The sequence below is a fragment of the uncultured Cytophaga sp. genome (genome assembly GCF_937863595.1).
Lineage (GTDB): Bacteria > Bacteroidota > Bacteroidia > Cytophagales > Cytophagaceae > Cytophaga.
In genome coordinates, this window is the sequence record NZ_CALMGQ010000130.1 from 19,205 (window position 1) to 34,629 (window position 15,425).

General features: G+C 35.8%; 11 protein-coding genes. 2 read left to right on the forward strand and 9 right to left on the reverse strand.

Going from position 1 to position 15,425, the window contains the following annotated elements:
• Window positions 1-367: 367 nt before the first annotated feature.
• From Q0543_RS11375 to Q0543_RS11410, 8 genes are all read right to left on the reverse strand, one after another.
• Entirely contained in the window at window positions 368-1,828 is a 1,461-nt protein-coding gene (locus Q0543_RS11375) for a catalase (protein WP_299252888.1), read from the reverse strand.
• Between the two features lie 210 nt (window positions 1,829-2,038).
• The gene (locus tag Q0543_RS11380) at window positions 2,039-2,455 is read right to left on the reverse strand and encodes a DUF4375 domain-containing protein (protein ID WP_299252891.1); all 417 of its coding nucleotides are present in this window, start codon (window positions 2,453-2,455) and stop codon (window positions 2,039-2,041) included.
• A gap of 199 nt (window positions 2,456-2,654) precedes the next feature.
• Complete coding sequence (locus Q0543_RS11385) at window positions 2,655-3,038, reverse strand: hypothetical protein (protein WP_299252894.1); 384 nt, start codon at window positions 3,036-3,038, stop codon at window positions 2,655-2,657.
• A 146-nt stretch (window positions 3,039-3,184) separates the two neighbouring features.
• Window positions 3,185-4,408: a group II intron reverse transcriptase/maturase gene (gene ltrA / locus Q0543_RS11390; RefSeq protein WP_299252899.1), complete on the reverse strand. Its 1,224-nt coding sequence runs from the start codon at window positions 4,406-4,408 to the stop codon at window positions 3,185-3,187.
• Window positions 4,409-5,712: 1,304 nt separating this feature from the next.
• Window positions 5,713-7,983, reverse strand: a complete 2,271-nt coding sequence (locus Q0543_RS11395) for a multicopper oxidase domain-containing protein (protein WP_299252902.1) — start codon at window positions 7,981-7,983, stop codon at window positions 5,713-5,715.
• A gap of 16 nt (window positions 7,984-7,999) precedes the next feature.
• Window positions 8,000-10,498, reverse strand: coding sequence for a heavy metal translocating P-type ATPase (locus tag Q0543_RS11400; protein ID WP_299252904.1), 2,499 nt, complete (start codon window positions 10,496-10,498; stop codon window positions 8,000-8,002).
• Window positions 10,499-10,554: 56 nt separating this feature from the next.
• Window positions 10,555-11,415, reverse strand: coding sequence for a DUF3347 domain-containing protein (locus Q0543_RS11405; RefSeq protein WP_299252907.1), 861 nt, complete (start codon window positions 11,413-11,415; stop codon window positions 10,555-10,557).
• A 92-nt stretch (window positions 11,416-11,507) separates the two neighbouring features.
• Window positions 11,508-11,876 carry a hypothetical protein gene (locus tag Q0543_RS11410; protein ID WP_299252910.1) on the reverse strand — a complete coding sequence of 123 codons (369 nt, stop codon included), beginning with the start codon at window positions 11,874-11,876 and terminating at the stop codon, window positions 11,508-11,510.
• Window positions 11,877-12,297: 421 nt separating this feature from the next.
• On the opposite strand from Q0543_RS11410, the gene Q0543_RS11415 reads away from it, so the two are divergent.
• Together Q0543_RS11415 and Q0543_RS11420 are read left to right on the forward strand one after the other, a co-directional pair.
• The gene (locus Q0543_RS11415) at window positions 12,298-13,575 is read left to right on the forward strand and encodes an ATP-binding protein (protein ID WP_299252913.1); all 1,278 of its coding nucleotides are present in this window, start codon (window positions 12,298-12,300) and stop codon (window positions 13,573-13,575) included.
• Entirely contained in the window at window positions 13,575-14,216 is a 642-nt protein-coding gene (locus Q0543_RS11420; protein WP_299252915.1) for an RloB family protein, read from the forward strand. Before Q0543_RS11415 ends, Q0543_RS11420 begins: the two co-directional genes overlap by 1 nt.
• Before the next feature lie 220 nt (window positions 14,217-14,436).
• Here Q0543_RS11420 and Q0543_RS11425 read toward each other — a convergent pair whose 3' ends face one another.
• On the reverse strand, window positions 14,437-15,354 hold the full coding sequence (locus Q0543_RS11425; RefSeq protein ID WP_299252918.1) for a GyrI-like domain-containing protein: 918 nt from the start codon (window positions 15,352-15,354) through the stop codon (window positions 14,437-14,439).
• Between the last annotated feature and the right edge of the window lie 71 nt (window positions 15,355-15,425).

Genomic DNA, 15,425 nt, shown 5'->3' on the forward strand with positions numbered 1-15,425 from the left:
AACAGAATCTTCAAGTTTCTCTCCTTGATCAAGTTTTGATTTCAAATCTTGTATTAAAGGCTTATGTCGTCTGTTAAAATCAAGTAAATATTTTGGTTCTCCATTTTCATAAACGACCCATTCGTCAATCGAAAGTTTGTAAAATGGAATTACCCGAACTATTTTTTTCGATTTTTGAAAGAGATATGATTCAGCCTGTCGTTTTGTGGTCTCCATTGCATTGAGCTTTACGTTTTGCGGCTAAAAGAAGTTGGCGATTGGGAAGCACTAAACAGCCTGCCAACACAAAACTTGATACGAAGTACAAAGTTTCATTAACCACTGAATCGCCAATTACTTTTAGCCGCTATTATAGGGCGTTTTAGTCTTATAAATCCAATGCACTCATATTTATTCCTAAGGCTTTAGCAACACCTTCTCCATAAGCAGGATCTGCTTTATAGCAATTTGAAATGTGTCTTTCTTGAATAAATTTTTCAGCACCACCAATTTCACCAGCAGTATTATTAAACAGAACTTGTTTTTGTTCAGTTGTCATAAGCCTAAAAAGGTTACCAGGTTGAGTGTAATAATCTTCATCTTCTCTGTGGTCATAGTGAAAAGCAGCACCTTCTAATTCTAAAGATGGTTCAGCAAATTCTTTTTGCTCTTGCCATTGTCCGTAGCTATTTGGCTCATAATGAATTGTTGAACCTTCGTTTCCATCTACTCGCATGGCTCCGTCTCTATGTGGATTATGAAAAGGACATTTAGGCTTATTTACAGGTATTTGGTAATGATTTACACCTAATCTATAACGTTGAGCATCTCCATAAGAAAATAAGCGACCTTGTAACATTTTATCAGGAGAAAAACCAATACCCGGTACCACATTTGCTGGATTAAAAGCGGCTTGCTCAACATCTGCAAAATAGTTTTCTGGGTTTCTGTTTAATTCCATCACACCAACATCCATTAATGGATAGTCGCCATGTGGCCAAACTTTAGTTAAGTCAAATGCATCAAAACGATAGTTTTTAGCATCCGCTTCTGGCATAATTTGAACTTTTAGTTTCCATTTTGGAAAATCACCTTTTTCAATTGAATTATATAAATCTCTTTGATTACTTTCTCTATCTTTTCCAATAATTTCAGTTGCTTCTGCATTGGATAAGTTTTCAATTCCTTGTTCTGATTTAAAGTGAAATTTCACCCAATACCTTTCGTTTTTTGCGTTTATAAAACTAAAGGTGTGACTTCCGAAACCGTGCATATGTCTGTATGATTTAGGAATACCTCTTTCACTCATCACAATAGTAATTTGATGAAGAGCTTCTGGAAGAAGTGTCCAAAAATCCCAATTATGATTTGCGCTTCTCAAGTTAGTTTTTGGATCGCGTTTTACTGCTTTATTTAAGTCAGGAAATTTATATGGATCTTTTAAAAAGAAAACGGGTGTGTTATTACCTGCTAAATCCCAATTTCCTTCTTCAGTATAAAATTTAATCGCAAATCCACGAATATCTCTTTCTGCATCAGCTGCGCCACGCTCTCCTGCTACGGTTGAAAAGCGAACGAATAAATCTGTTTTTTTACCTATTTCAGAAAATATTTTTGCCTTTGTGTATTTGGTAATATCATGCGTTACTGTAAATGTACCAAATGCACCAGAACCTTTAGCGTGCATTCTTCTTTCAGGAATTACCTCTCTGTCAAAATGAGCAAGCTTTTCAAGAAACCAAAAATCTTGTAACAGCATTGGACCTTTTTTCCCTGCTGTCTCTACATTTTGATTTTCAGCTATCGGTCTGCCCGAAACCGATGTGAGTTTTTTCTTTTCATCTTTCATGTTTTGTTGTTTAAGTAATAAATTTATTATCGTTTTAAATGCCTACGTTTATGGTGGATTTTGTTGTAGGCGTTAAGAGCGCTGCGCTTTCCTAAACACCGAACCCGCGCGCCTTTTAAATTTAATCAATTTGCGCGGACTTTAATCCGCCAATCTCAATATTATCAAAGGAGCCAACAATAAATGTAAGCTTGTTGTTATTGTTCGTTTTTATTCTTTTCCTATTCCAGTTTTATTGATATGATCTAGTAAGGCAATTTCCAAATCATCACATATTTCCCAAAATTTATCATCCATTTCTTCAATATCATTTTCAAGCTGATCTTCAGAGAATTTATCAAATTGCTTTTGTCTGGCATTAGGTCCACTGGGTATTCCTTTGGGAAAATAAACCTTATTAAACTCACGTAATTGATTTGCAATTGAACTGAAATTCAAGTATTCTAAATCTTCGATTGCATCCCCGTTTTTATCAGCTCCATGATTTATATAATGATCCCATAGCCCATCAGTCGTTAATGGTTCTATGTTAAACCAAACTCGTTGTTCTCGAGTCAATTTACTATAATCTGAAAAACCAATATCTACTATTTTTTCCCACGCAGATTGGGCTTCTTCTCTTGTCATAAATTCAATGTTTTGTAGAATGCATCATAACGTTGATGGTGGCTTTTGTTGTAGGCTCTAATAGCGCTGCGCTTTCATAAACACCGAACCCGCGCACCTTTTAAATTTAATCAAATTGTGCGGACTTTAATGCACTACTCTCAATATTAGCAAAGAAGCCTACAATAAATGTAAACTAATTGTTAGCAACCGTGCTTAATTAGTCTCTCAAGGTTAGTATGCCTTTGTCATTTAACACTTCAGTCAAGGCAATTTTTAATTGATTAAATTTTGAATCATCGATCGACAAATCAATCTCAATAGTTAAATCACCATACTTCATGTGAAATTTATTTTTATATAAGTCAACAGAAAAATTATCCAAATCTCCAGATTTATCAGAATCGCTTAACTCAATATAATAATAGTCTGTCTCAAATTCATCCTCGGAATAAGTACGTTGAAACATCAAATATTGTTCAAGGGGATTTATTATCTCATCAAAAGATTTATCTTCATCGCCCGAATCTATAATATCAGAAAACGAAACTGTTAATCCAGAATCCGAATTATCTATAATTAATTCTTTGCAAGAAAAATTCATTTAATCAGAAGTTAAAATAGTGGTCGAAGTATGGTTGCTAATCGAGTCACGCAAGGGAATTTCACCCTCACGTTCTCACGGAACCGTGCTTGAGACTCTCACCTCACACGGCTCTTCTTGTTTATAAATCACAAGGTATAAATTACCTACGGATGTACCAATTCCCAATGCGGAAATAATCTAGGATATTTCTTATACTGCGCACGCAACCAATATCGACTTGCGTACTTGTACAAACCTTTCTCCCACTTTACCCATTTTAACAGACGTGCATTCAGTTGATTCCACACATAGAACATTGTCCGTTTATACCACTTATGATAGTGATTCATAAGTCCATTTATAATTGGACGTAGCTCCTTTGCAACCTCCGCTAACGACTTACGTTTCTTATGAATTTGCATCTCCTTGAATTTTCTAAGTATACTACTTTTAGATTGCATACTTACAAATATCCTTGGCACTAAACATGCCTTTCCTTTAAACGTAACCATTGCTAGACGTATAGTGAAACCTAGAAAATCGAAACTCCTAGGATAACTTTTAGAAGCCTTACCTCTCACGTGTACAATCTTGGTTTTAGTCAGATGCAAACTAAGTTTACATGCTTCCATACGTTCTCGTATTTCATTAAGTACATGTATTGCTTGTTTCTCTGTACTACAGTGAACAACAATATCGTCTGCATACCTTTCGAAAGGCTTCTCATGATGCTTCTCTTCCATCCACTTATCGAAGACTACATGTAAGAACAAGTTCGACAACAAGGGGCTTATTACACCCCCCTGTGGTGTCCCAAATTCTGTACGCTGAAGATTCCCATCGCGTTTTAGGACACCTGCTTTCAACCAACGCTCCACATAAAGCAATATCCATTTTGCATTGCAATAATGGTTAACTGCTTTAAGCATGAGTGTATGATCAATGGTGTCGAAGAAACCTTTGATGTCTAGGTCTATCACAAAGTTGTAATTGAAACTATTGTAGTTCGCTTGCGCTACTGCATCGTGACAACTACGCTTTGGACGATAACCAAAGGAGCTTGAATGGAAAATTGGTTCGAGTATTTTCTCAAGATGCACACGTGCTACTTCTTGGGCAATACGGTCTAAAAGTGTGGGGATTCCTAACAAGCGTGTACCGCCCGTTTTCTTAGCAATTTCTGTTTGGCGCAAAGACTGCGGAAAGTATGTGCCCGAAGTCAATCGATTCCAAAGTTTATATAACTCAGTTTTCTTATGTGCTTCTAGATATGACCAATCCATTTGGTCTACACCTGCACCGCCGTTATTGGCTTTCACTTTCTTGTAAGCCTGCCACACCATTACTTTGGTAATTGGTTGTGATTTTGTTTCAAAATAATCTGTCATCCCTTTGCAGGTTGTAAATATATTTTCAAAACTAAACAAGCCAAGTCCTTCGCTCCACTATCTTTCAATAGCTTCATTACTACTACGGCTTGGTCTGTCACCTGCATCTCTAGCCATCCTTGCTAGTTTGTTTCCTCTATTCGAGTTAGCAGAACGATACAGATTTCTCTTGTTCCTTAAAACAGCCTATGATGTATTCCTGCCACCTTTACCCCGGATGTCGTGTAACCAGTAATCAGGTTGCCGTTACACTCTTCTCGCAAATATAACCGTAGCTACTTGCTTTCGACATCGCATCCACCTTAACGAGGTTTAATAGGTGGTTCAATTTATTCAGCTCTACATCACGCACCTACAGGCATCTTTGCGCCCGTTTTTCCTTATCGCTCACCACAATAATGTTTCCAGCTATTGCAGCATAAGGTGGTTTGAAAACTACGCCTGAACGTCGTATTCGGAAGACCATAATTTGTTCTTTCTTAATTTTAATTTCTTAGCCATTCGCTTCGCTTGAACTCTACAAAAATTAAAATAAAACAAATACCCTTCCATCTGTTTTAAAGCATTCACATTTCCTTGAATAAAATGTGATTCAAGACACACACGGCTATGGTGGCTTTTGTTGTAGGCTTTAAGAGCGCTGCGCTTTCCTAAACACCGAGCCCGCGCAACCTTATAAATTTAATCAAATTGCGCGGACTTGAAAGCACAAATCTCAATATTATCAAAGAAGCCTACAATAAATGCCACTAATTGTTAGCAACCGTTTAAATAAAAACTCTCTTAAAGTGCCAATGCATTTATTAAAAACGAATGAAAAAGCCGATTCAAAATCCGATTATCAAATTAAAAAAAATATCCGATAGAACATAAATACAATTTGGTTAAGCTACAGTTTATTAAAAGTTATTTTATATTTTGGTGTCGAATCAAGTCATTTAAGCGAATCTGAATCCGATTAAAACGTATTATTAATTGGCACAAAAAATAAAATGAAATAAATATTCGGAATCCAATTTATAAACATCAAATCTTCGAAATCGATCTAGCCAAAGCAAAAGAAAAAATATCAATTAGAGTTCAAATCAAACCGTTAAAAATATTGGGCTGATTAGAAAACCCTGTTGTAAAATGGTTGCTAACGGTTCTCGGCTTGGCGAAGGTGGCGATTTTCACCACAAATGTTGATACGAAGTAGGAACTTCAAACTTACGAAAAAGTTTCAAACGAAGCACTAAACCGCCACTTTTGCCAAGCCGATGTTACCTGCTGGCGTTCTTGTCCGCCCACTATTTAGGTGTTGTTTAATAATTCAATGATAGTCCAACACCCAATCCCATATCACTGTCATAATGCGTTCTTATAGCCATATTTTTGTTGATAATGTACTTTAACTCTGCCATATATTCAAAATCGGTATTGACCATAAAACCTGCTCTTATTCTTTTAGAAATCGGTATGTCCTCACGCATTAGCGATAAACGGACAATTCCATCGTGATATACTTCTGCCTGAAAATTAATGAGCATTGGCAAAGTGTACATAAAACCTAAACTAACGGCTCTGCGGGTATCTTTCTCGTTTTTCTGACCGAATAAATTGGTTTCGTGTTCGTCCATTCCCATTTTTCGGTATCGGTAATCAAAACCGATAAACGGCATAAACCATTGCGCTTTTCCTATATATCTTCCTAAATGGGTTTCCACCTCGTAACCGTGCATATCATTGTAACCCAAACGCCATTCTGTTCCTAAAGACCATCTTGCATTTTGAACCATCGCTTCTCCATCATTTCCATTGGTTGCAAAATCGTTTTGAGCCATAAAATGTGGCATATTGCTTTCTCTTTGCAATTTATTGTAGGCTTGTTTTTTGTTGGGTAAGTATGGATTTTGGTAGTCATCAACTGCAAAAACTCTATTCATCCCGCCCATCATATGATAAAGGATATGACAGTGAAAAAACCAATCTCCTTCTTCATTAGCTAAAAACTCAATGGTATCGGTCTCCATTGGCATTATATCCAACACATTTTTTAGGGGAGAATATTCGCCTTTACCATTAATTACCCTAAAATCGAAACCGTGCAAGTGCATTGGGTGTCGCATCATTGAGTTATTATGAATGGTAATTCGTAGAATTTCGCCTTTCTTAACTGGTATTTTATCAACTTCTGAAAGTATTCTATTATCCATACTCCACACATAACGGTTCATATTTCCTGTAAGGGTAAATTTGAGTTCCCTTACTGGTGCATCTTTTGGTAGTGTTGTGTTGTATGGTGATTGTAGCATTGCATAATTCAGGGTTTTGATTTCTCCCAAAGCATTTGCATTGTAACGGTTGGGATCATTTTCCATATTCATATTGTGCTGGCTATGGTCTTCTTTCTGCTTAGAATCGCCTGTAATTTCTGGATACATTACCACATTCATATCCATTTGGTTCAGGCTCATTTTCATTCCCATATCGTCAAGGTTACCGTCCATCTTCATCATATCGTTCATCATCTTCATTCCTTCAAAATATTTCAATTTGGGAAGTGGGGAAATGAGTTGTTTGATGCCATTACCCACAAAGTAGCTTGCCGACTGTGTTCTGTCTTCGGTGGTTGCTAAAAATTCGTAAGCAACACCGTCATCAGGAATGGTAATAACAATATCATAAGTTTCAGAAACCGCAATAATTAGTCTATCGACTTCGACAGGTTCTACATCATTGCCGTCATTTGCAACTACGGTAATTTTACCGCCTGCATACCGCAACCAAAAATAGGACGAAGCACCACCGTTTGAAATTCGAAATCGTACTTTATCGCCTGCTTTTAGAGTTTTGCCATCAACCGTTCTTAAATCGGTCGTATGATTTCCGTTGATTAAAATTTTGTCATAATAAACATCGCTTACATCCATTGCCAACATACGTTTCCATTCGTTCTTTATTTTTGTTTTAAAATGTCCTTCTCTAATGGCTTCTGTGTAAGACTGTGTTGCATTTTTTTTGATGGCAGACCAATCATTGGCATTATGCAACATTCGGTTGATGTTATCGGGATTTAAGTTTGTCCATTCACTTAAAATAATAGGAACGGTAGGTAAATCATCAATTCCTTTTCTAAAGGTTTTATCATCATCCTTTTTCTTCATTATAAAACTACCATACATTCCAATCTGCTCCTGTAACCCTGAGTGTGAGTGATACCAATGCGTTCCGTGTTGAATGATTGGGAAACGATAAGTATATGTTGTTCCAGGTTCAATTGGTTTTTGTGTAAGCCAAGGCACACCATCTTCTTTATTGGGTAGGAATACACCGTGCCAATGCAATGAAGTACTTTCCTTTAATTGGTTGTGTACTACAATTTCAGCAGTATCGCCCTCCGTAAAAGTTAGGGTAGGCATTGGTATTTGACCGTTTACTGCAATGGCTCTTTTTTCTTTTCCTGCATAGTTTACAAGTGTGTCTTTTACGTACAAATCGTATCTCACAACCTTTTGAGCGAAAAGAGAAGTTGTCGCCAATAATATTAGAGCTATCGGCAACAGTTTTTTATAAATATTTTTTTTATTATCCATTTTAAGAATTTCATTTTTAAATTTTAATAGTTCTCAATCTTAACGCATTAACAATTACAGATACCGAGCTAAAACTCATTGCCAAGGCGGCTATCATAGGTGATAATAATATGCCGAAGGATAGAAATAACACACCTGCTGCGATGGGAATGCCCAATACGTTGTAGATGAATGCGAAAAACAGGTTTTGCTTGATATTTCTCATTACTGATTGACTCAATTTTTGAGCTTTTACAATGCCGTGTAAATCGCCTTTCACCAAGGTTATCATCGCACTTTCGATAGCGACATCCGTACCTGTACCCATTGCAATGCCTACATCACTTTTTGCTAATGCCGGGGCATCATTTATACCGTCTCCTGCCATTGCTACAACTTTACCCTGTTGTTGTAACTTTTCCACTTCTCTCAATTTATCTTCTGGCAGCATACCGGCTTTAAAATTTGTTAGACTAAGTTCAGTCGCTACGGCTTGTGCTGTGTCGTGATTATCGCCTGTTAGCATTATCACATCAATGCCTTGCTTTTGAAGTTCTGCAATCGCTTTCTTACTGGTTTCTTTGATTTTGTCGCCTATGACTACATAACCTACAACCTTTTTATCGACAGCTAAAAATGATACGGTTTTACCTTGTTGCTGATGTTTTTTCGCTTCATCCTGCATAGAAGATGTAATTTCAGCATTCGCATATTCCATCATTTTCGGATTACCCAAAGCCACTTTTCTACCTTCAATTGTAGCCTCAACTCCTTTGCCGGTAACTGCACTGAAATTTTCCGATTTTATAATTTCTGCATTTTGTTCTTTGCTATACTTCACAGTTGCTTCTGCTAAAGGATGTTCGCTGTTACTATTTACAGAAGCAATATATTGTAACACTTTTCTTTCATCGTAGTCGGCATTAAAAGTACCTATTTTTACTACCGTTGGCTTTCCTTCGGTAATCGTTCCTGTTTTATCTATAATTAAGGCGTTTACCTTGTTCATCTTTTCAAGTGCTTCTGCATTTTTAATCAACACTCCATTCTGAGCACCTTTGCCTACGCCAACCATAACCGACATTGGTGTTGCTAATCCTAATGCACACGGGCAAGCAATAATTAAAACAGCAATGGCATTGACCAAGGCATACACGTAAGCAGGTTCCGGACCCCATATCGCCCATACGGCAAAGGTTATCAGAGAAATTATAACCACAACCGGAACAAAATATCCTGAAACTTTATCTGCTAAATTTTGAATCGGTGCACGGCTTCTACTGGCATCATTCACCATCTTAATGATTTGAGAAAGTAACGTGTCGCTACCTATTTTTTCTGCTTTCATCAAAAAGGATTGGTTGCCATTGATGGTGCCACTACTTACGTTATCGCCATTGGTTTTATTTATGGGAATAGGCTCACCCGTAATCATAGATTCGTCAATAGTGGTGTGGCCTTCGGTTATCACACCATCTACCGGAATTTTATCGCCTGGTTTTACTTTGAGAATATCGTTTAATTCAATTTTATCTATGCTTACTTCAACTTCTTCATTATCGACCATTTTAATGGCTTTGTTCGGGGCCAATTTCAATAATTCTTTTACTGCTGAATTGGTTTTGCTGTGGGCACGAGCTTCTAATAATTGTCCTAAAAGTACCAAGGTTAAGATAACGGTAGCTGCTTCGAAATACACGTGAACTGCGCCAAAATGTGTTTTGAATTGGCTTGGAAACACATCCGGGAAAAGCATTCCAAACACGCTAAATAACCAAGCTACACCTGCACCAATTCCTATTAGCGTAAACATATTGAGCTTCCACGTTATGATGCTTTTATAGGCACGTTCAAAAAACATCCAGGTGGCATAAAACACCACCGGAATGGATAATGCAAACTGAACCCAATTCCAATATTTTTGATCCATTACTGCATACAATGGATTACTGGGAACCATTTCGCTCATTGCGATTACGAAAATGGGCAAGGTGAATAGTGTAGCTATCCAAAACTTTTTTAAAAGCTTCTTATATGTTTTTTCTTCTGCTGAAAGGTCGGGTTGCATAGGCACTAAATCCATTCCGCAAAGAGGACAAGCACCAGCTTGGTCTTTTACTATTTCGGGGTGCATCGGGCAGGTCCATTGTTCTGATGAAGTACTCGATAAGTTTTGCTCTTCAACTAAATCCATTCCGCAGACAGGGCAATTGCCCTCTTTGGAATATGTTTTATCTCCTTCGCAATGCATCGGACAATAAAATGTACCTGTTCCATTTCCTTTTGATGTTTCTTTTTTAGCTTCGGAAATGTGGTGGTGTTCTCCCGATTTGTGAATGCTATATTTCCCACCGTCCTTCTTTAAAGCCTCTTGAAAGGTTTCAAGTGGAATGTGTTTTTCCATTTCAATCGTAGCTTCGGCTTTTTTTAAATCAACTGTTGCTTTTGAAACTCCTTTAACTTTTGAAAGGGCTTCTTCTACGTGACTGCGGCAACCGTTGCAGGTCATACCGTGTATATGATAAGTGTATTTCATTTTTTTGTTATTTAATAAAAGCGTAGCCGTAAAAAATGACTACGCTTTTGTGTAAATTATTTAATTGTTTCTGTTGTTTTGCCACAAGAAAGCATAGAAGAACCGTAATACGGGTTTTTGATTGCATTTTCCTTACTCAACCAATTGGCACCTTTTCCATCGTTAAACATTGGGCAATGCTGATAATAAACAGAAGTTTCCTGTTTTGAAACTTTTATCAGTTTGTAGATATTGTCGGAAAGCGATGTAAAGTGGTCTCGCTGATGTCCTACGTCTTTCGTTTCAGCAATATGTTCTGCGTCAAAGGCAAGGTCTTTCATTACTTTCATCCAAACAGTGTGTTCCTCTGTCGTCAATGTTTCCATTTTTACTGATGAAATAGCGTTACTCAAATCTTTGGCTTTTGCAGACGCAGTATTGCCGTCTGATTTTACCAACGCATCTTTTATGGAAAAATAATTGTCAAATACCGCTTTCAGTTGGTTAGTATTTTGCGGTGTTTCCGTCATTGCCGAATGGTCGTGCATTTCCGTTTTTGAAGTATCGATTTTTGACGTTTCCGTCTTTGTAACTGTTTTATTTACTCGTTCGTATTGGCAACATTCAGGCAGTTTTGCATACACGTCATCAGGGGCAAGAAATTTATCACTGTCGTAACCTGATAATGCAATGCGTTTCAAGATTTCGTCTTGATTGGTCTTTTTTGCATCGTATGTAATGGTCGCCGTTTTTGTGTCTTTGTTCCAATCCACTTCGGCTGTTTTTTTAAGGTTTCCTGCTTTTTCTATGGTAGTTTCACACATACCACAATTACCGTAAATTTTTACGGTTTCGGTTTTTGAATTTTTGATTTGAGCGTTACCCACTCCGAATGACAACATTACCAATGTGGTCATTAAATATTTTAATGAGTTCATTATTGAAAAATTTAAATTTTTGAAAATAATTAATTGTGAAAGCAATTTATTTGCTTTCAATTGGACAAACCTATGGCTGTCAAAGCAAGAGATTAGCCTATTTTTGGCGGTAGCCAAATAGAATGGAAACCCGAAGAAACATAGGTTTTTGTGTATGCAATTGTTACCTTTTCGAGAAAGATGTTATGATATTTCATTTCGGTAACAAAAGGAAGTGCAATAGTAAGAAGTGCAGTCGGGCAATGACAGGAAGGGTTTTTACATTTCCCACCGCAACCATCATCGTTTTTGTCTTTCTGTGAATGACTTTTACAACAGTCTTTCTTTTCTGTCTGAGAATTTTCTTTTTTGCAACAAGACTTTTCGGTTTTTTCTGCTGGTTTACCACACGCATAAGTCTGTGTTGGTGTCAAAAAGAAACCAAGCATCAAAATCAGCAATATGGAAATTTGTCTTGTCATACGTTTAATGATACAAAAGTACACATTTTTTTCGTTCGTTTGGTTTTGTTAGCACGGTCGTTCTTACGCTTGCAGGTAACGTTTTGCGGCTACCCGAAGGGCGGGACTTTCACTACAAAACTTGATTTGAAAAACTAATGTTAAATTTAGCGCAAAGCTTCCTTTAAAACACGAAACCCCGCCTTTTGGGTAGGTGCTGTTAGCGTTCTGTTTTAATTATCGTAGTTTCAATTGTCAATATTATGAAATATTTAAATCTTCACTTAATTTATTTGCTCTATATAAGCCATTTTCAATAATTTACCTATTTGAGTTAATAAAACAACAAATTTTAGTCAAATTAAAGTAATCAATACTTAATTTTTCCTAAATTAAGGCTACATTTGAAAAATAACTGCAATTTTATCATTAATTTAGGATTATGATACTAGAATTAAAAGTAAAAAATTTTCGATCAATTAAGGATTGGCAAAGTTTTTCGATGCTTGCTGAAAATAAAGTTAAGGAGCACGACAATACAATATTCGAAAATGCTGGTCAAAATATCTTGGGAACTGCAATAATTTACGGTCGAAATGCGTCTGGAAAAAGTAATATTTTAAAAGCATTTCGAGCAATTCAGTTTATGGTAACGGAATCTGCTGAATTTAAGATTGACAAGGAAATCCCACCATTTCAGCCATATAAACTAGATGAGAGTTGTTTGAAACTACCAACGGAAATATATATTGACTTTATTGCAAAAGACAACATTCGATATGTTTATGAAATAGGGTTTACTGCAACAAAAATAACGTATGAAAATTTGAAGTTTTATCCTAAGTCTCAACCTGCAACTTTGATAGAAAGGAAGTATGGAGAACCTATTAAGTATGGAGAATACTTAACTGGAAGAAAAAAAGATATTGAGGAAAAGCTTTACGAAAACCAACTATTTCTTTCTAAAGTCAGTACTGATAAATTGGAAGGTCTTACATCTGCATACTTGTTTTTTTCAGAAGGTATATATGTTTCAACTTTTCACGACACTAAATATGACAATCTTTTAATTCAAACATTTACGAATAAAATGGCTAAAAATGATATTCCTTTTTTTAAAGAAAATATCAATAATTTAATGCGGGTTGCAGATACTGGTATAGATTGCATTGATATTAAAGAAATCAATACCGATACATTGCCAGAAGAAATGTCGGATGAGAAAAAACAAGAGTTAGTTGAAAAATATAAACACAAAATAAGAACCATACATAAAAAATTTGATGGCGAAAAAGAGGATGGGATTGTCGAATTTAAATTGACCGAGGAATCTACAGGAACAATTAAATTACTGGCTATGGGAGGTTTGATACTTGAAGCTTTGGCTGATGGGCAAGTTCTTGTTGTTGACGAACTAGACAAAAGCTTGCATCCAAAGCTAACACGAGCCTTAATAAATATTTTCCATTCTAAGAAGACAAATCCTAATAGTGCTCAGTTAATTTTTGCAACTCATGATGTTTCACTTTTAGACAATGAATTATTTAGAAGAGATCAAGTTTGGTTTGCAGAAAAAGAATATGAAGGTTATAGTCATTACTATGCAATTTCTGACATCCCAGGTGTTAGGCCAAATGCTCCATTTGAGAAATTATATATGAGTGGCAGTTTTGGGGCTAATCCTGTTATTAATGAAATCGAACTTAATTTTCAATTTTAATGGGGAGATATAGAGAACATCGGAAGAATATTTTTTTTAATAAGCGTGGATTGATACTATGCGAAGGGGAAACAGAAGAAAATTATTTTAAAGGGTTAATTTCCCAGCCAAAATATAAAAGGAAATTTCAACCTATTAGTGTAAGGGTGTTTAAGCCTAAGGACCATTCTCCATTTGGAATGGTGAAAGAAGCAAAGCGCTTGATAAGTATAGCAAAAAGCGAAAAAAACCCTTATCATTTTGTATGGGTTATGTTTGATAGAGATGGGCACGCTAAAATACCTGATGCATTTGAATTAGCAAGGACATCAACACCTGAAATAAAAATTGTATTTACTATCCCTTGCTTTGAATATTTTGTTCTTTTACATTTTGAAAAAACAACAAAACCCTTTAATAAATGTGATGATGTAATTCATCACATAAATAAAAATTGGTTGCCAGATTATGAGAAGGCTACAAACATATTTGATACTTTGTTACCACAAAAAGATGAAGGGCTAAAGAACAGCGCATGGGTTGTAAATCAATTTAATGATGAAATTCAATCCGGCAAACGAATTTATGAACTATCATCTTATTCAAATGTTCATGACTTGGTTAATTTTTTATACACACTTATCGAAGAAAAGGAAAAATAATTTTTCGATTGAACTACGGTTATTGAATAGAATATTCTAATTATTATCGTTTGTCTGATATTTTCACCTTTCAAAATGAACGCTAACGGTTTGTGTATGGTTAGTGGCGGATTAAGAAGCACTTAACTTTTGGTTTAACACTTGGTTTATTAAATGCTAAACTCTTGAAATCCAACACAAAACCGCCATTAACTATACACGTTGTTGTACAGCGTTTTTATTATTCAATCGGTATGTAAAGGTCAACAATTGCCTTTCTTTCGGGATGCTCATTAAAGTTGTTATGATAAATCTCGAAAGGGTTTTTGTCAGCTTTTTTATATCCGTTTTCATTCATCCATAAAAATAGTCCCGTCCACGATTTCTCAAATTCATTCAGCCCAATTTCAAAACTACCTACAATAAATTTTCCTTTTTGAATTGAAGTTAGTCCAATTTCGCCATCCGCTTCAACTGTTTTATTTAGCAAAATCGAAGCACTCATTCTTACTTTGTTCGGTTCTGTAACTTTAAAACTGTCGTGATAAATCGTAACCATTTTAGTTTGTTCATTCATCAAACCTTGAGGTGTAGCCCATTTCATTAATTTTTGATAGGCAGATTCAAGATTTTGTGGTCCAATACTTGACACATACGCCAAATCCATTTTTGGCATTTCTTTAATTTCAATTTTTGCATTCATTTCTGTCCATTTTTTTAGATTATTAATGATGCAAATGTATTTTTCATAGTCAGGATATTCTTGTCCATTCTTGCTTTTAAGTTGACGAATCTTGCTAAATTTATTCGGATTTTGGTTTTTAAATTCAGTCGGGCTTACTCCAAAATACTTTTTAAATGCTCTGGAATAGGAAGAATTATCACTAAATCCATATTTATGTGCTATTTCAGTTGCTGTTATGTTTTTATGTAACAAATCAGATGCTGATTTTTCTATTCTTTTTCGTTTTACGTATTCATTTAGAGTTTCTTCTGTAACAAACTTGAAAACTCGATGAAAATGAAATGGTGAGAAAAAAGCAATTTCCGAAACTGCATTTAACGATAAGTCCGATTCCAAGTTTTGGTCAATAAACTCAAAAACTCGGTTAATTCGATTTTTGTAATCAGCTTGTATTTCTTTATCTGTTAATGTCATTTCTTAAATGCTGTACAACGGTGTTGCTTGCTTTTGTTGTTGGCCTTGAAAGCACCTTGCTTTCCTAAACG